Origin of the sequence: uncultured Alsobacter sp., assembly GCF_945952055.1 — a bacterium.
Taxonomy (GTDB): Bacteria; Pseudomonadota; Alphaproteobacteria; order Rhizobiales; family Beijerinckiaceae; genus Alsobacter.
In genome coordinates this window covers 59,352-75,391 of record NZ_CAMFHB010000019.1, presented here as the reverse complement: position 1 = coordinate 75,391, position 16,040 = coordinate 59,352, and the positions used below count along the sequence as shown (strand labels likewise).

General features: G+C 70.4%; 14 protein-coding genes. 7 read left to right on the top strand and 7 right to left on the bottom strand.

Annotated features, from left to right (window positions below; translation table 11 throughout):
* Positions 1-70: 70 nt before the first annotated feature.
* The 3 genes from Q0Q47_RS15460 to Q0Q47_RS15450 are packed head-to-tail and all read right to left on the bottom strand — an operon-like array spanning position 71 to position 2,819.
* Positions 71-1,312 (bottom strand): amidohydrolase family protein, encoded by a 1,242-nt coding sequence (locus Q0Q47_RS15460; protein ID WP_293861546.1) that lies wholly within the window; start codon positions 1,310-1,312, stop codon positions 71-73.
* Positions 1,309-2,058: an SDR family NAD(P)-dependent oxidoreductase gene (locus tag Q0Q47_RS15455; protein WP_293861544.1), complete on the bottom strand. Its 750-nt coding sequence runs from the start codon at positions 2,056-2,058 to the stop codon at positions 1,309-1,311. Before Q0Q47_RS15455 ends, Q0Q47_RS15460 begins: the two co-directional genes overlap by 4 nt.
* Positions 2,055-2,819: an SDR family NAD(P)-dependent oxidoreductase gene (locus Q0Q47_RS15450; protein ID WP_293861541.1), complete on the bottom strand. Its 765-nt coding sequence runs from the start codon at positions 2,817-2,819 to the stop codon at positions 2,055-2,057. The genes Q0Q47_RS15455 and Q0Q47_RS15450 overlap by 4 nt, the downstream gene beginning before the upstream one ends.
* Positions 2,820-2,997: 178 nt before the next feature.
* On the opposite strand from Q0Q47_RS15450, the gene Q0Q47_RS15445 reads away from it, so the two are divergent.
* Both Q0Q47_RS15445 and Q0Q47_RS15440 read left to right on the top strand, forming a co-directional pair.
* Complete coding sequence (locus Q0Q47_RS15445) at positions 2,998-4,005, top strand: ABC transporter ATP-binding protein (protein WP_293861643.1); 1,008 nt, start codon at positions 2,998-3,000, stop codon at positions 4,003-4,005.
* Complete coding sequence (locus tag Q0Q47_RS15440; protein WP_293861538.1) at positions 4,002-5,021, top strand: ABC transporter ATP-binding protein; 1,020 nt, start codon at positions 4,002-4,004, stop codon at positions 5,019-5,021. The genes Q0Q47_RS15445 and Q0Q47_RS15440 overlap by 4 nt, the downstream gene beginning before the upstream one ends.
* A gap of 233 nt (positions 5,022-5,254) precedes the next feature.
* On the opposite strand, the gene Q0Q47_RS15435 is transcribed toward Q0Q47_RS15440, so the two are convergent.
* The gene (locus Q0Q47_RS15435; protein ID WP_293861535.1) at positions 5,255-6,850 is read right to left on the bottom strand and encodes a GMC family oxidoreductase; all 1,596 of its coding nucleotides are present in this window, start codon (positions 6,848-6,850) and stop codon (positions 5,255-5,257) included.
* Between the two features lie 41 nt (positions 6,851-6,891).
* Here Q0Q47_RS15435 and Q0Q47_RS15430 point away from each other — a divergent pair, with 41 nt between their 5' ends.
* The 3 genes from Q0Q47_RS15430 to Q0Q47_RS15420 are packed head-to-tail and all read left to right on the top strand — an operon-like array spanning position 6,892 to position 8,817.
* On the top strand, positions 6,892-7,266 hold the full coding sequence (locus Q0Q47_RS15430) for a hypothetical protein (protein WP_293861532.1): 375 nt from the start codon (positions 6,892-6,894) through the stop codon (positions 7,264-7,266).
* A gap of 1 nt (position 7,267) precedes the next feature.
* The gene (locus tag Q0Q47_RS15425) at positions 7,268-7,678 is read left to right on the top strand and encodes a RidA family protein (RefSeq protein WP_293861529.1); all 411 of its coding nucleotides are present in this window, start codon (positions 7,268-7,270) and stop codon (positions 7,676-7,678) included.
* Between the two features lie 5 nt (positions 7,679-7,683).
* Positions 7,684-8,817 carry a DegT/DnrJ/EryC1/StrS aminotransferase family protein gene (locus tag Q0Q47_RS15420; RefSeq protein ID WP_293861526.1) on the top strand — a complete coding sequence of 378 codons (1,134 nt, stop codon included), beginning with the start codon at positions 7,684-7,686 and terminating at the stop codon, positions 8,815-8,817.
* A gap of 31 nt (positions 8,818-8,848) precedes the next feature.
* Here Q0Q47_RS15420 and Q0Q47_RS15415 read toward each other — a convergent pair whose 3' ends face one another.
* The 3 genes from Q0Q47_RS15415 to hydA form a co-directional block, all read right to left on the bottom strand.
* A complete protein-coding gene (locus Q0Q47_RS15415) occupies positions 8,849-9,712 on the bottom strand; it encodes a DMT family transporter (protein WP_293861523.1) in 864 nt (287 codons plus the stop codon).
* A 55-nt stretch (positions 9,713-9,767) separates the two neighbouring features.
* On the bottom strand, positions 9,768-10,475 hold the full coding sequence (locus tag Q0Q47_RS15410) for a GntR family transcriptional regulator (protein WP_293861520.1): 708 nt from the start codon (positions 10,473-10,475) through the stop codon (positions 9,768-9,770).
* Positions 10,476-10,583: 108 nt separating this feature from the next.
* Complete coding sequence (gene hydA, locus Q0Q47_RS15405; protein ID WP_293861517.1) at positions 10,584-12,050, bottom strand: dihydropyrimidinase; 1,467 nt, start codon at positions 12,048-12,050, stop codon at positions 10,584-10,586.
* A 181-nt stretch (positions 12,051-12,231) separates the two neighbouring features.
* Here hydA and Q0Q47_RS15400 point away from each other — a divergent pair, with 181 nt between their 5' ends.
* Both Q0Q47_RS15400 and Q0Q47_RS15395 read left to right on the top strand, forming a co-directional pair.
* Positions 12,232-14,277, top strand: coding sequence for a hydantoinase/oxoprolinase family protein (locus tag Q0Q47_RS15400; RefSeq protein WP_293861514.1), 2,046 nt, complete (start codon positions 12,232-12,234; stop codon positions 14,275-14,277).
* On the top strand, positions 14,274-16,016 hold the full coding sequence (locus Q0Q47_RS15395; protein ID WP_293861511.1) for a hydantoinase B/oxoprolinase family protein: 1,743 nt from the start codon (positions 14,274-14,276) through the stop codon (positions 16,014-16,016). Before Q0Q47_RS15400 ends, Q0Q47_RS15395 begins: the two co-directional genes overlap by 4 nt.
* Positions 16,017-16,040 lie beyond the last annotated feature (24 nt).

Genomic DNA, 16,040 nt, shown 5'->3' with positions numbered 1-16,040 from the left:
TCCGGTCACGACCGCGACGTTCGCCGCGGATCCGCTGTTGCTTCACAAGTCCCGCGCTCTTGCCGGCGCGTCACACGACGTCCTTGCCTCCCTTGAACACCCGCAGGCGGCCGACCTCGCCGAGCACGGCGATGTCCACGGTGGGATCGCCGTCGACGAGCACGAGGTCAGCCAGCCGCCCCGGCGCCACGCGCCCCGCCTCGAGGCCGAGCAGATCGGCGTTCGTGGCGGTGGCGGCGGTGATCGCCTCGAGCGGCGTGAGCCCGCCCTGCACCAGCAGGGCGAGTTCCTTCCAGTTCACCGGCCCGTGCTCCAGCATGAAACCGGCGTCGGTGCCCGAACAGATGCGCACGCCGGCCTTGCGGGCCATCGTGAGCGATTTCCACTTCGCCTCGCGCGCGGCATTCAGCCACGCCCAGGCACCGGGCGACACGCCCTGCTCCTGTGGCGAGAAGTCGAAGTTGCGCTCGTTCACGAGCAGCGTCGGCACGTAGTAGGTGCCGTGCTTGACCATCAGCTCGATGATGCGCTCGTCGCAGAAATGGGCGTGCTCCACGCAGTCCACGCCGTGGATGATCGTGTTCGCGAGGCCCTCGTCGCCGGAGGTGTGCGCGGCCACCGTGTAGCCCTGCATGTGGGCCTCGTCGCAGGCGGCGGCGATCTCCTCGTTGGTCATCTCCTGCCGGCACCACACACCGGGCTTCTTCCAGAAGGAGACGCAGGTGTTCAGCTTGATGAAGTCGGCGCCGCGCTTGATCTCCTCGCGGACGCCCTGGCGGAAGGCGACCGGCCCGTCGCAGGGCCGCGTCAGGTCGCGGAACTCGGCATGGTCGGCCCAGCCCGGCTGGTCCATGTGCCCGCCGGTGACCGAGAGGCCCCGGCCGCAGGCCTTGATGCGCGGCCCTTCCACGTGCCCGGCATCGATGGCGCGGCGCAGGTCGATGATCGCGCCGCCCGGCGCATGCATGTCGCGCAGCGCCGTGAACCCGTGCCGCAGGCTGTTGCGGGCATAGCCCGCAGCGCGCAGCGCAACGGCTGGATAGGAGAGTTCCGCGAGCTCAGCGCGGAAGGCGCGCTTGTGCGGAATGCCGCTGTAAGCGAGGTGGACGTGGGCGTCGATGAGCCCGGGGATCAGCGTCTGACCCGGCGCGTCCACGGCGCGGACGCCGTCCGGCGTACCGATATCGGCCGAGCGCCCCACGGCGGCGATGCGCTCGCCCTCGACGAGCACGGAAGCTCCTTCGAGCACGGCACCCGTGCCGGTGACCACGCGCCCGGCGCGGATCAGCAGACGGGCGCCCGCGCCGCTCATGCCGACCATCCCTCCGCACGAAGCTTCTCGGCGAGGTCCCAGGCCCGGACATACTGGTCGTGAATGCCCGACGCGTCCTGCAACGCGAGGTGGACGAAGGCCGGCGCGATCTCGACGGGATCCTTCCAGATCTTGCGCTGGGCCTCGCCGTAGGTGATCTCGCTCATCGAGGTGTGCACGGGATGCCCGGGCGTCACGCTGTTCACGGCGACGTTATAGGGCGCGAACTCGAGCGCCAGCGCTCGCGACAGGCCCTCGATCCCGAACTTCGTCGCGCAGTAAGTCGATTCGTCGACGCCGCCGCGGATGCCCGCGTTGCTCGACACGTTCATGATCGAGCCGGCCTTGCGCGCCTTCATGCCCGGCGCCACCGCGCGGCAGCACAGGAACGTGCCGCGCAGGTTGATGTCGTGCATCCAGTCCCAGTCCTCGGCGCTCACCGCCTCGATGGGCTTGAAGAAGATGACGCCGGCATTGTTGACCAGCACGTCGATGCGGCCCTCGCGCGCCTCGATCGCGGCGAAGGTGGTCGCGATCTCCTGCGCCGAGCGCAGGTCGAGCACGTGCGCGTCGGCGGTGCCGCCGGCCGCACGAATGCCCGCGACGACGACATCCAGCTCATCGGCGAGGCGGTCGATGGCGTGAACGCGCGCACCCTCGGCCCCGTAAAGCTGGACGACGGCGCGGCCGATGCCGCGGGCTGCTCCCGTGACGACGCAGACCTTGCCCTGCAGCTTGCCGCTCACGTGGCCACCCTCCCCCCGTCGATGAGGAGACCGACCCCGGTCACGAAGGACGACTGGTCCGAGGCCAGGTAGAGCACTGTCTGGGCGATCTCGTCGCCCGTCCCCATGCGCCCCATCGGCGTGATGGCGCGCCAGCGCTCCTCGGTCGCGGCCGGATCGTTCGAGAGCACGGCGTTGCGCCGGTTCATGTCCGTGTCGATGACGCCGGGGTTGATGGCATTCACCCGGATGTTGCGCTTGGCGTACTCGATGGCCAGCACGCGCGTCAGGGACATCACCGCGCCCTTCGACGCGGCATAGGAGATGTTGCCGCCCACGTTGGCGAAGGCGCTGACGCTCGAGTTGTTGACGATGGTGCCGCCACCGTTGCGCAGCAGCGCCGGGATGGCATGCTTGCAGCCGAAGAACGTGCCCTTCAGGTTGATGCCGATGACGCGGTCGAAGAGCTCCTCGGTGACGTCGGTCGACGGCGTCACAGGCTGCTCGATCCCGGCATTGTTGAAGATGGTGTCGAGCTTGCCGTAGCGCTGCTCGGCGGTGTCGATCAGGGCCGCGACGTCGGCCTCCTTCGACACGTCGCAGCGCTGGAAGACGCCACGCCCACCGGCCGCTTCGATCTCGGCCACGGCGCTCGCGCCGCCCGCCATGTCCACGTCACCGATGACCACCGCCGCACCTTCGCGCGCGAACAGCAGCGCCGTGGCGCGCCCCATTCCGTTGCCCGCGCCGGTGACGACCGCGACCTTGCCCTGAAGCCTCACGCCTTGAGCCTCCGCTTGGCATCCGGCTTGCCTCCTGAGCGGCTGGCCGGGCTCTTCGTCGAGTACGAGCGGATCGTAGCTTCGGTCTAATTGTCTAACAAGCTAATCTTTGTGCTTGAGACGGAAACCGGGTCATGGTCGGATGCAGTCGCTGCGCACAAGGGCTGCGATGACGACCCTGAACCCCGACGAGATCCTCAGGATAGAGGGCCTCCAGACCGTGTTCGACACGGAGGATGGCCCCGTGCGCTCCGTCGACGGTGTCGACCTGCGCCTGCGGCGGGGCGAGACGCTGGCGATCGTCGGCGAGTCGGGCTCGGGCAAGTCCGTCACCTGCCTGAGCCTGATGGGCCTCGTGCAGTCGCCCGGGCGCATCGCGCAGGGCACGATTGTCTTTCGCACGCGCGGCGGCACCGAGGTCGACCTGGCGCGGATGGACGATGCCCAGTTGCGCGCCATCCGCGGCAACGAGATCGCGATGATCTTCCAGGAGCCGATGACGAGCCTGAACCCTCTCTTCACGGTCGGCGACCAGATCGCCGAGGCGGTGGAGGAGCATGCGGGCAAGAGCCGCGCCGAGGCCTGGACCATCGCCATCGAGAGCCTGCGGCGCGTCGGCATCGCCGACCCTGAGCGGCGCGTGGACGACTACCCGCACCAGATGTCGGGCGGCATGCGCCAGCGGGTGATGATCGCCATGGCGCTCGCCTGCAATCCGTCCGTCCTCATCGCCGACGAGCCGACCACCGCGCTCGACGTGACCATCCAGGCCCAGATCCTCGACCTGCTGCGGGAGTTGCGCAGCCAGGACGGCGGCGGCATGAGCATCGTCTTCATCACCCACAACATGGGTGTCGTCGCCGAGATCGCCGACCGCACGGCGGTCATGTATGCCGGGCGTGTCGTCGAGACGGGGCCGGTGCGCTCCATCTTCCGGTCGCCCCGCCATCCCTACACGCGCGGCCTGCTCGGCAGCATCGCCCGCGCCCGCCGCGACGCGGCCGGGCTGCGCGAACCGCTTCCGGCCATTCCGGGCAACGTGCCCAACCCGCTGGACCTGCCGCCGGGCTGCCCCTTCGCGCCCCGCTGCGCCCATGCGATCGAGGCCTGCACGACAGTGGAGCCGCCGCTGGAGCAGGTCGACGGCGAGCATTCCACCCGCTGCCTGCGCTGGAGGGAGCTGTGAGCGCCGCCGCGACGGACTCCCCGGCCATGCCGACCGCCGGAAGCATCAAGCCTCTGCTCGAGGTCGACGGCCTCACCAAGCACTTCGGAGGCGAGCGTCCGTTCTTCGGCAATGCCAAGCCGCTGATCCGCGCCATCGACGGGGTGAGCTTCACCGTCGCGCCGGGAGAGGTCGTGGGTCTCGTCGGCGAATCGGGGTCGGGCAAGACCACCATCGGCCGCACGGTCCTGCGCCTGACCGACCCCACCGCTGGAACGATCCGCTTCGACGGCGCGGACATCACCACCATCGACCGTGCCGCGATGCGCCCCTTCCGGCGGCGGATGCAGATCGTCTTCCAGGACCCGTTCGCGAGCCTCAACCCGCGCCTGCGCGTCGGCTCGACGCTCGCCGAGGCGCTGACCATCCACGACCTGTGGCGCGGGCGCAGCCACCGCGACGCCATCGTCGAGATCCTCGAGCGCGTCGGCCTGTCGGCCCAGCACCTCGACCGTTATCCGCACGAGTTCTCCGGCGGCCAGCGCCAGCGCATCGTCATCGCCCGCGCGCTCGCCGTGGAACCCGACCTGATCGTCGCCGACGAGCCCGTCTCTGCCCTCGATGTGTCGATCCAGGCGCAGATCATCAACCTGCTGGCGCGGCTTCAGCGCGAGTTCGGCCTCGCGATGCTGTTCATCTCGCATGACCTCAGCGTCGTCGAGTACATCTGCGACCGGGTGATCGTGCTCTATCTCGGCAAGGTCATGGAGATGGCGCCCGTGGAGCGCCTCTTCGCCGCGCCCCAGCACCCCTACTCCATGGCCCTGCTGGCCGCCGCCCCCGTCGCCGACCCCGACGCACCGCGCCGGCGCATCATCCTCAAGGGCGACATTCCGAGCCCCGCCAAGCCCCCGTCGGGCTGCGTCTTCCGCACCCGCTGCCCCTTCGCGGGCGACGCCTGCGCCACCACCGTGCCACCGCTGCGCGAGATGGCACCAGGGCACTTCAAGGCCTGCATCCGGGACGATGTGGCATGACCACCCGGCGCAGTGTCGATGCCAGACGCTGCGGCCTCGTTCACATCAGGGGGCCGCTCATGCGTACCTCCAGCCAGCCTCCATCTCTCAGCCGTCATGGCCGGGCTTGGCCCGGCCACCCACGACTTCAGGACGGCCCCGGCACAGTCGTGGATGCCCGGGCCAAGCCCGGGCAGGACGCACGGGAAGAATGCAGTGAACCTGAAGAGGCCCAGACAAGGCCACGTCTCACCTCACCCCACCCGCCGCTCCCCCGCGATCACGTCCGCCGTCCTCAGCGCCAGCGCCTGCGCCGTCGCGGTGGGGTTCACCGAGGACGAGGTCACGAACACGCTGGCATCGAGCACGAACAGGTTGTCGCTGCCGTGCACGCGGCACTGCGGATCCACCACCGAGGTCTCCGGATCGCGCCCCATGCGCGCCGTGCCCATGATGTGGAAGCCGGCGTCCTTCTGCAGCGGCGTGTGGAACAGCTCCGTGGCGCCCGCCTCCCGCAGCACCTCTCCGGCGCGCTCCATGCCGTGGTCGAGGTTGCGGCGCGATGCATCCGACAGCCGGTAGACCATGCGCGGCGCCGGCAGGCCGTCGGCGTCGGTCAGCGTGTCGGACAACGCGATGCGGTTCTCGGGATCCGGCAGGTCCTCGGCGCAGACGCTGATGCCGGCGATGCGGTCGAAGCGCCGCTCAAATTCGGCGTGGTGGTCGGCGCCGAAGGGCAGCGGCATGCTCAGCGTCGCGCCCATCGAGAGCGCGAAGGGCTGCGGGCCGAAATTGAGCTGCAGTTTGCAGCCGCGGGGGAAGCCGGCCTCCGGGCGCGTGCCGAAGAATTCGAAGGAGATGATCCCGGCCTTCTGGCCGGAAGTCCAGCTGCCGAGCGGCTCGTCGAAGAGCCCCTCGACCTTCGCGTAGGGGTGCAGCATGAGGTTGCGGCCGACGAGCCCCGAGCGGTTGCCCAGGCCGTCCGGAAACGCGCCCGAACGCGACAGGAGCAGGAGGCGCGGCGTGCCCATGCCGTTGGCGGCGAGTGCGAAGCGCCGGCCGCGCACGCGGAAACGCCCGGACACGCCGGCAGAGACGAGCGCCGTCACGCGGCCTTGGGCGTCGTGCTCCAGTTCCAGCGCGCGGGTGTGGGTCAGCAGCCGGGCGCCTGCCTCCAGCGCGCGCCGCATGTAGATGCGATCGGCCGCCTGGCGTCGCCGCGCCGGGCAGCCGACGTCACAAGGGCCGACATGGGTGCACGGCTCGTCGCCCTCCCCGTCGCGCCCCTGCGTCAGATCGACGGGCCACCAATGCCAGCCGAGCCGGTCGAAGGCGGCCGCGAAGCGCCGGCCGCAGGCGCCGATCGGCGGAAGGCTCCGCAGCGTGTTGCGGCGGGCCGGCGCGGACGGATCGCCGACGACGCCCGCGAGCCCGATCTCGTCCTCGTTGAGGTCGAACCAGGGCTCGAGGTCCTCCACGCCGACGGGCCAATCCTCGCCCACGCCGTCCTCGCTGCGCATGCGGAAGTCCGCGGCCCTGAAACGCGGCATGTGCGCCGACCACCAGATCGAGCTGCCGCCGACCGCGTGCCCGACCATGGGGCGGATCGGACTGTCGGCGTCGTCCACCGGCTCGTCCTGCGGCCAGCGGCGAATGTTGGGATTGGCGTGCCAGTCGCTGCGCCGGCGCAGCTCCCAGTCAGCCCCGTCGCGCGGGATGGCGGCCGTGTCAACCCAGCCGCCGCGCTCGACGCACAGCACGTCGATGCCCTGCGATGCCAGCCTCCATGCCGCGGCGGCCCCCGTGGGTCCCGTCCCGACGATGACGACGTCCGCCTCGATGTCCGTCATGCCCCTGTCCCCTTCCCGTACCTGCCTGCCCAGAGCCCGCGATGACCAGGGACCAGGTCCGCATCCTCCTCGACGCGATGATCCCCGGCCAGGCCAACCGCTGGCCCGCGGCCGGCGACGTTCTCGACACGGAGAGCCTCGCCGCGACCCTCGGGCCGCATCTCGCAAGGCATGCAGGCAGCATGCCGCGGACGGCAGGCGAAGCGTCCGCATGGCTCGCGCGCCTGGCCGCCGACGATGCGTCCATGATGCGCGCGGTCACCGAGGCCGTCTACTCTGCCTACTACACGAGCCCGGCCGTCCAGGCCGTCATCCGGGACATCGCCGAGAGCGGCCCGCGCGATCCGTCCCCTCACTTCGACGAAGCCCTGCTGGCGCAGGTCCGCGCCCGCTCCGCACAACAGAGGAGTTCCTGACATGAGCGACGACACGGGACCGACCATCGAGCTCCTGAGCCCGCCCGACATGTTCCGCGGCCCGACCTACGAGCACGCCGCCCGGGTCGGCGACTTCATCTTCATCGCCGGCCAGGTGGCCAAGGACATCGAGGGCAAGATCATCGGCCCGAACGACGCCGAGGCGCAGGCGCGCGCGGTCTTCGAGAGCCTCGACAAGGTGCTCGCCTATTGCGGTGTCACGAAGCGCGACGTGGTGAAGGTCACGACCTACCTCGTCGACAGTGCCGATGCGCCCAAGGTCACGCCCATCCGCCTCGCCTACTTCGACGGACACCGTCCGCCCCACACGGGGGTCGTCATTAAGGCGCTGGGCGCGCCGGAGGTTCGCCTGGAGGTCGAGGCCATCGCGGTGGCGCGCCGGAAGGACTGAGCGCCATGGCCGTCCCCTTCTACGACCACGCGTTGCTCTATCGGCGGCACAAGCCCGTCATCGACGCCGCGATCCTGCGCGTGCTGGAGAGCGGGCGTCTCGACTGGGGGCCGGAAGTCCCCGCCTTCGAGGCGGAGTTCGCCGCCTTCGTGGGGGCGCCCCATGCCGTATCGGCGAACTCCGGGACGGCGGCCCTGAAGGTCGCGCTGCTGGCGCTGGGCATCGGCCGCGGCGACGCGGTCATCACGGTGGCCAACACCGACATCGCCAGCCTCTCGGCCATCCGGCTCGTCGGCGCCACGCCGATCCTGGTCGACGTGGATCCGGTGAGCCTGACGATGGATCTCGACGCCATGCGCGCCGCGATCACCCCGGCGGTGAAGGCTGTCCTGCCGGTCGATCTCTACGGTCATCCCGCCGAGCTTCCGGCCATCCTGGAGGTCGCGGCCCGGCATGGCCTCGCGGTGATCGAGGACGCCTGCCTGGCGCTCGGCGCCTCGATCGATGGGCGGCGCGTGGGCACGCTGGCCCACGTCACCTGCTTCAGCTTCGCGCCCACGAAGCACCTCGGCTCCATCGGTTCGGGCGGGGCCTGCGTCACCGCCGACGCCGCGCTCGCCGAGCGCATGCAGAAGATCGCCGCCTACGGCCAGGCGCGCTCCCGGCACATGGCCGGCGCAGCCCAGACCATGCTGCACCACGAGACCGAGGGCCTGAACGAGCGCCTCGACGAACTGCAGGCCGCCGTGCTGCGCGCCAAGCTGCCCCAGGTGCCGGACAGCCTCGCCGCGCGTCGGCGGCAGGCGGGCCTCTATGCGCGGGCGCTGGCCGGCTCGGCCGCCGAGCCACCCCAGCCCTCGCCCCGCGTCGAGCACGCGTTCCGCAACTACGTGGTCCATCTCGACGACCGTGACGGCGTGCGCGCCCGCCTTGCCGCGCGCGGCATTCCCACCGCCCTTTCCTACGCCCCGCCCCTGCACCTCCATCCGGCCTTCGCGGACCTCGGTCTCGGGCGCGGCAGCTTCCCCGTCTCGGAGCGCTCGGGCGACCGCCTGATGGGCCTGCCCATCGGCCCGCATCTCACGGACGATCAGGTGATGGAGGTGGCGAACGCGGTCGTCGAGGAAGCAGGACGGTGAAGGGAACACGACGGTTCTGCCGACCGACAGCCTAAGCCGCCCGCTTCTTCCCCGCCTCGTGCAGCGTGATGTAGAGCGCCGAGCCCGCCACCAGCAGGCCACCCACGACCGTGGCGCGGTCCGGCGTCTCCCCGAACAGGCTGAACCCGATCGCGGTGGAGAGCACGATGCGCAGATACTGGACCGGGGCGATGCCCGAGGCGTCGGCGCCGCGATAGGAGGAGATCGAGCACCACTGGCCGAGTGTCCCGGCGATGCCGATGAGGAGGGTGAGGCCCCACACCCATCCCGCCGGCCAGGTCCACGCGGCCACCGCCCAGGGCAGGTTGATGACCGTGGTGGTGAGCGCGATGAAGCCCATGATCGTGGCGGTCGACTCGGTGCGGGTGAGACCCTTGGTGGCCAGCGAGATGCCCGCGCCGTTCACCGCCAGGAGAACCGCCACGATGACCGGCCAGTCGAGGCCGATGGTCGTCGGCCGGGCCACGACGATGATCCCCGCGAAGCCCACCAGCGAGGCCGCCCAGCGACGCCACCCGACCACCTCGCCCAGCACGGGTCCCGCGGCCATGGTCGTGAAGACGATGCTGCCGAAGAAGATGACCGTCGCGGTGGCCTGCGGCAGGGTCGCGAAGACGTAGTAGTAGGCGACGATGCCGATGGCGCTGAGCATGCCGCGGGCGACGTGCATCAACGGCCGGTCACTGGTGAAGGCCAGCCTGAAGGACCCCCGCAGCCAGAGGGCGAGGAAGAGGATCTGGATGGCGCTGCGGACGAGCCCGACCTGCGGCGCGTTGATGCTCGGGCCGATCAGCCGGGCGAGGGCCGCCTCGAGGGTGAACAGCAGCATGGCCAGGAAGGCGAGGCCATAGGCCCGCAGCACCGTCCGGTCCATGCCCCCAGCATGACCGCCCCGAGGCGGCCCCTCCCTGTCGACCTGGGCCGCGCCGTCAGCCGCCGCGGCGGCGTGTCCGGGCGACGAGCAGAAGGTGATCTTCCAGGGCCGTCCGCAGCTCGTCGAGCGTCGGCTCGGCATTGAACTGCGACAGCACCCAGTCACGGAACGCCTCGTGCTGGCGCGCGACCTTGGACAGGTCCTTGTCGCGGTAGGGCTCGAGGCTGAAGATCACCAGCACGTGCCGCGCAATGGCGTTCCACAGGGTCGCGGCGATCTCGTTGCGCGAGGCGCGGCAAATGGTCCGGTGAAACTCCAGGTCCGCCCGCAGCGACGCACGGGCGTCGCCGGCCTTGGCCGACATGCGCATCTGCTCGATGGCATTGTTGAGCTCGGCCGGGTCTTCGGCGCCGCTGCGCCAGTTGGCGATGGCGTCGCGCAGCAAGAAGGTCTCCAGCATGAGCCGGACCTCCATCACCTTCTCGATCGTCGCGGGCTCGAAGGAGGCCACGCGGTAGCCGCGGTGGCCGCCGCCGGACAGGATCCCCTGCGCGTGAAGCACCTTCAGCGCCTCGCGGATCGGCACCCGGCTCACGCCGAGCTTGTCCGCCAGGGATGTCTCGACGATGCGTTCGCCCGGACTGAGAAGACGCGTGGCAATGGCCTCTGCCACGGAATCGGCGATCGATTCGGCGAGCAGCAGCCGCTTGGGCTGCGGAAACGCTTCGATCGAGGCCTCGAACTTGGGTGCTGCGCTATTCACTGCCACGTCCTCCGGGCGATGCGGCCTGCCTCTGCAACGCCCCAGGGGCGATGTCGATGCCGGTCGTCGCGACCCATGCGTTGGCGACGATATATCGTTCGCCGATTCTCACAGAATATTGGCTCCGAAATTCCGGGCCGGATCCATTTCCCGGACGAGACGCCCGGTCGGGCGCGCGGCCTCCCCACCCTTGCGGGGCAGGAACCGTCCGAACCCGGGGGCCACGGCGAGCGAGCCGCCGTCGATCACGGGCGTGCCCCGCACGAGCACCGTTTCCGGCCATCCGCGGATCACGCGGCCCGCATAAGGCGTATAGCCCGCCAAGTCATGCATCTTTTCGTCGGAGAGCGTGACTTCGCGCTCCGGATCCCAGATCGCGATGTCGGCGTCCGCCCCCGCGGCGATCGTGCCCTTGCGCGGATGGAGGTTGTAGATCTTGGCCGGATTGGTGGCCGTGAGCTCGACGAAGCGGCTGAGCCCCATCCCCCGCCTGTTCACCATCAGGTCGAACATCAGCGGCATGCGGGTTTCGAGCCCGGGCATGCCGTTGGGGATCTGCTTGAAGGGCGGGTTGGGCCCGGCCCTGAGCTTACCCGTCTCGTCGAAGCGGGACGGCGCGTGGTCGGAAGACACCAGCTGGAGGTCGCCGAGGTCCAGGGCCCGCCACAAGGCATCCTGGTCGGAGGCCGAGCGCGACGGCGGGCTGAACATCAGCTTGGCGCCTTCCAGGCCCGGTCGGTCGACGTCCTCGGCCTTCAGCACCAGGTACTGCGGACAGGTCTCCGCGAAGAGCTTCACACCGCGCCCGCGCGCCGCCCGGATCACCTCCGCGCCTTCCGCCGTGGACACGTGGAAGATCATCACGGGCTGGTCGACGAGCTCCGACATGGCCGCGAGCCGGGTGAAGGCTTCCGTCTCGGCCAGCCGCGGATGCGACATGGCGTGGAACTTCGGCGCGACGTGCCCGGCCTCTGTCAGCTTGCGCGCCATCCAGCTCAGCATGCCGTGGTTCTCGGCATGCACGCAGACCATGGCGCCGGACCGTCGGGCGGCGAGCAGCACGTCCAGGAACTTCTCGTCGTCCACCTTGAGCCGGTCATAGGTCATGAACAGCTTGATGGAGCCGATGCCCTCCTCGACCATGGCCGGGATGTCGGTCGCCAGGGTCTCCGCCGTCGGATCGGCGATGATCATGTGCAGCGCGTAGTCGATCACGGCGCCCTTGGCCGCGAGCGCCCGGTACTCCGACACCACCTCCGGCAGCTTCATGCCGACATGCTGGGCGGCGAAGGGAATGATCGTCGTGGTGCCGCCGAACGCCGCCGAGCGGGTCGCGGTCTCGAAGGTGTCGGCATTCCTGAAGCCGCCCGCCGTCATCTGCTCGACATGGCAGTGGGCGTCGATGCCGCCGGGCAGGACGAGCTTTCCCGCGGCGTCGATCTCGCGCCGGCCCTGTCCGAGCCCACGGCCGACGGCGACGACGGTCTCGCCCTCGATGGCGACGTCGGCTTTCACCGAGTCGGTCGCCGTCACGACGGTCCCGCCGCGGATCACCAGATCGTAGGCCGCACTCATTCCCGGGTCTCTCCCTGCCGAGGCTCTTGCCGCGCCGGTCCCCCGCATTGGCCGGCACGCTTGCGACGCTAGAATGTATACATTAAGACAAGCTAGCAGTCTCGTGGCGATGAGGCTTTTTCACATGCGACCCAGCAATGCAAGCGCCGACCGCACCCGGCCGGCCCGGAGCGTCTAGCCCATGGTGAGGATCGGCGTCGATGTCGGTGGCACGTTCACCGACTTCATCCTGATGGACGAGAACGACGGCGCGGTGCGCTTCTACAAGGTCCCGTCCACGCCCTCCGACCCCTCGCAGGCGATCGAGAACGGGCTCAGGCAGCTCCTCGATCTCGCCGGCGTCCCCGGCTCGCAGGTCGCCTATCTCGGCCACGGCACCACGGTCGCGACCAACATCGTCATCGAGCGGCGCGGGGCCAAGACCGGACTGCTCACGACCAAGGGCTTCCGCGACGTGCTGGAGCTCGGCCGCCAGGACCGCCCCTCGATCTACGACTATCGCCTGCGCAAGCCCCCGCCCCTCGTGCCGCGCGACCGGCGCATGGAGGTGACGGAGCGCATCGGTCCCGAGGGCACCGCGCTGATCCCGCTCGACGAGGCCTCGCTGGAGGACGCCGTGCTGGCGCTGCGCGAGCATGCGGTCGAGGCGGTCGCGATCTGCTTCCTGCATTCCTACCTGGCACCCGAGCACGAGGAGGCGGCCCGCGCCGCCGTCGAGCGCCTGATGCCGGGCGTCTATGTCAGCGTGTCCTCGCGCATCCTGCCCGAGTTCCGCGAGTTCGAGCGGATGTCGACGACCGTCGTCAACGCCTTCACCGGGCCGCGCATGGGCCGCTACCTGGAGGAGTTCCGCCGCCGCGTGCGCGAGCTCGGCATCCCGGCCGAGCCCTACACCATTCATTCCAACGGCGGCCTGATGTCGGTCGAGACGGCGCGCGAGTGCCCGGTGCGCACCTGCGTGTCCGGCCCGGCCGCCGGCGTCGTGGGCGCCGCCGCCATCGGCACGCTCGCGGGCCTGCCCGACCTCATCACCTTCGACGTCGGCGGCACCTCGACCGACGTGTCCCTGATCCACGAGGGCAGGCCGCTCTTCACCGGCAACCGGCTCGTCGCCGGCTATCCGGTGAAGACGCCGATGATCGACATCCACGTCATCGGCGCCGGCGGCGGTTCGATCGCCGCGGTCGACGAGGCGGGCGCCCTCAAGGTCGGACCGCGTTCGGCAGGCGCCTCGCCCGGCCCGGTCGCCTATGGCCAGGGCGGCACCGAGGCGACGATCACCGACGCCAACCTGTGCCTCGGCCGGCTCGATCCCGACGCCTTCCTGGGCGGGCGCATGAGCGTCGACCTCGAGGCCGCGCGCCGCGTCATCGCAGAGAAGATCGCAGCACCCCTCGGCCTCACGCCCGAGGCCGCCGCGCACGGCATCATCCAGATCGCCAACGCCAACATGAGCCGCGCCATCCGCGCCGTGTCGGTGGAGCGCGGCTACGCGATCTCCGACTTCGCGCTGGCGGCCTTCGGCGGCGCCGGTCCGCTGCACGCCGCCGAAGTGGCGGTGGAATGCGGCATCCCGCGCGTGCTCATCCCGATCGAGCCCGGCACGGTCTGCGCCCGCGGCATGCTGCACACCGACCTCTCGTCGGACTACGTGCGCAGCTGCTTTGGCGACGCGGATCCGGCGAGCTGGGGCGCGATTCTGGAACAGCTCGCGGCGCTCGGCCGCGACGGCAATGCCTGGCTGGAGCGCGAGGGCATCGCGCCGGCGCTGCGCAGCGAGCGGCGCATTCTCGACGCGCGCTACCGCGGCCAGAACTTCGAGGTGAAGGTCGACTGCACGGGCCTCGGCGCCGGCGACTTCGACGAGCTGGTGCGCCGCTTCCACGCCGCGCACGACCGCGAATACGGCTATTTCATCCCGGACCGCGACATCGAGTTCGTGAGCTGCCGCCTGCAGGCCGTCGGCGAGGTGCCGAAGCCGCCGGCGCGCGAACACAAGGGCGGCGCCTCCGTCGCCGGCGCGCGCATCGGCGAGCGGCCCGTCTACATCGACGCGAAGCACGGCTGGCAGACCGCGACCGTCTACCAGCGCGAGCAACTCCCCGTCGGCCAGCCGCTGATGGGGCCGGCCATCGTCAACGAGATGAGCGCGACCACGGTGGTGCTGCCCGGCCAGCGCCTCACCGTCGACCGCTACGGCAACATGATCCTGGAGGTGGCCCCGTGACCGAGACCGCCGGCGGCAGCGCGCCGCGCCTGTTCGACGCCATCCAGATGGAGGTGTTCTCCAACCGCCTCCTCGCCATCGCCGAGGACATGGGCTCGATCCTCATCCGCTCGTCGTTCTCGACCAACATCAAGGAGCGGCGCGACTGCTCCACCGCGCTCTTCGACGAGCGCGGCCGGCTCATCGCCCAGGCCGACCACATCCCGATCCACCTCGGCGCGATGATCGGCGCCGTGGAGGCCATCCTCGCCCGCTACAAGCTCGAGGACATGGCCCCCGGCGACGCCTTCATCTGCAACGACCCCTATCTCGCCGGCGGCAGCCACCTGCCCGACATCTCGATCATAACGCCGGTGCACCACGACGGCGTCGTGCGCTTCTTCGCCGGTAACATCGCCCACCACGCCGACGTCGGCGGGCGCACGCCGGGGTCCACCTCCGGCACCTCGCGCTCGATCTTCGAGGAAGGCATCCGCCTGCCGGTGATCCGCATCGCGCGGGCCGGCACCATCGACGTCGACCTGCTCGAGCTCATCGCCCACAACACCCGCGACCCCGAGGAGCGCATCCTCGACCTGAAGACACAGGTGGGCACCAACGCCCGCGGCGCCGAGATGCTGCTGCGGCTCGTCGACCGCATGGGCTGGCCGACCGTGGAGCTTGCGCTCGAGGACATCCTCACCTACACGAGCCGCCGCCTGAAGGCCCGCTTCGCCGCCCTGCCGGACGGCGAGTACACCTTCGAGCGCTCGCTGGACGACGACGGCTTCGAGGGCCCCAAGGTCCCGATCGTCTGCACGGCGCGCATCAAGGGCGACACGCTGGAGCTCGACTTCGCCGGCTCCGGGCCGGAAGCGCGCGGTGCCGTGAACCTGCCCGACAGCGCCATCAAGGCCTCGGTCTACTACTGCGTGAAGGCGGTGCTGGACCCCGGCCTGATGCCGAACCAGGGCATCATCGACCCGATCAAGATCACGGCGCCCGAAGGCACCATCGTCAACCCGCGCCCGCCGGCCGCCGTCGCGGCCCGCGCCGTCACCTCGAACCGCCTCTGCGGCGCGGTCTTCGGCGCGCTCTACCAGGCACTGCCGCCCGAGGACACCATGGCCTCGTGCAACGACTCGACCTCGGCCACCTCGGTCTCCGGCTGGCACCCGCGCCGCAAGGCCACCTACGTCTATCCCGAGAGCATGGGCGGCGGGGCCGGCGCCTTCGCCGACATGGACGGCCAGGACGCGGTGCACGTCCACACGGTCAACTCGACCAACCTCCCGGTCGAGGCGCTGGAACTTGAATACCCGCTGCTGCTTGACGAGTACTGCCTGGTGCCGGATTCCGGCGGCGCCGGCCGCCACCGCGGCGGCCTCGGCATGGCCCGCCAGATCCACATCCGCAACGATGGCACCATCTTCTCGGCCCGCTCGGACGCTCACCTCGTGCCGGCGCCCGGCGTCCATGGCGGCAAGCCGTCGAGCGTGACCCGCATCGTCCGCAACGCCGGCACGCCCGGCGCCGAACTGCTCCACTCCAAGGCCTCCGGCCTCGTCATGAAGGCCGGCGAGACCATCCGCGTCGAAACGCTCGGCGGCGGCGGCTGGGGCCCGCCCTCGCAGCGCCCGATCGAACTGCTGGCCGCGGATCTCCGCCAGGGCAAGGTCTCGCGCGAAGCGGCGCTGCGGGACTACGGCGCGGAGATGGTGGCGAAGGCGGAGGCGATGAAGCCGACGGGGCCGCTGTAGGCCGAGGTCCCGAGCCAGTCTCAC

Excerpts from the sequence above, each read along its gene's own strand:
- Q0Q47_RS15460 (WP_293861546.1), bottom strand. The coding sequence starts at position 1,312 with ATGAGCGGCGCGGGCGCCCGTCTGCTGATCCGCGCCGGGCGCGTGGTC.
- Q0Q47_RS15435 (WP_293861535.1), bottom strand. The coding sequence starts at position 6,850 with ATGACGGACATCGAGGCGGACGTCGTCATCGTCGGGACGGGACCCACG.
- Q0Q47_RS15430 (WP_293861532.1), top strand. The coding sequence starts at position 6,892 with ATGACCAGGGACCAGGTCCGCATCCTCCTCGACGCGATGATCCCCGGC.
- Q0Q47_RS15425 (WP_293861529.1), top strand. The coding sequence starts at position 7,268 with ATGAGCGACGACACGGGACCGACCATCGAGCTCCTGAGCCCGCCCGAC.
- Q0Q47_RS15420 (WP_293861526.1), top strand. The coding sequence starts at position 7,684 with ATGGCCGTCCCCTTCTACGACCACGCGTTGCTCTATCGGCGGCACAAG.
- Q0Q47_RS15415 (WP_293861523.1), bottom strand. The coding sequence starts at position 9,712 with ATGGACCGGACGGTGCTGCGGGCCTATGGCCTCGCCTTCCTGGCCATG.
- hydA (WP_293861517.1), bottom strand. The coding sequence starts at position 12,050 with ATGAGTGCGGCCTACGATCTGGTGATCCGCGGCGGGACCGTCGTGACG.
- Q0Q47_RS15400 (WP_293861514.1), top strand. The coding sequence starts at position 12,232 with ATGGTGAGGATCGGCGTCGATGTCGGTGGCACGTTCACCGACTTCATC.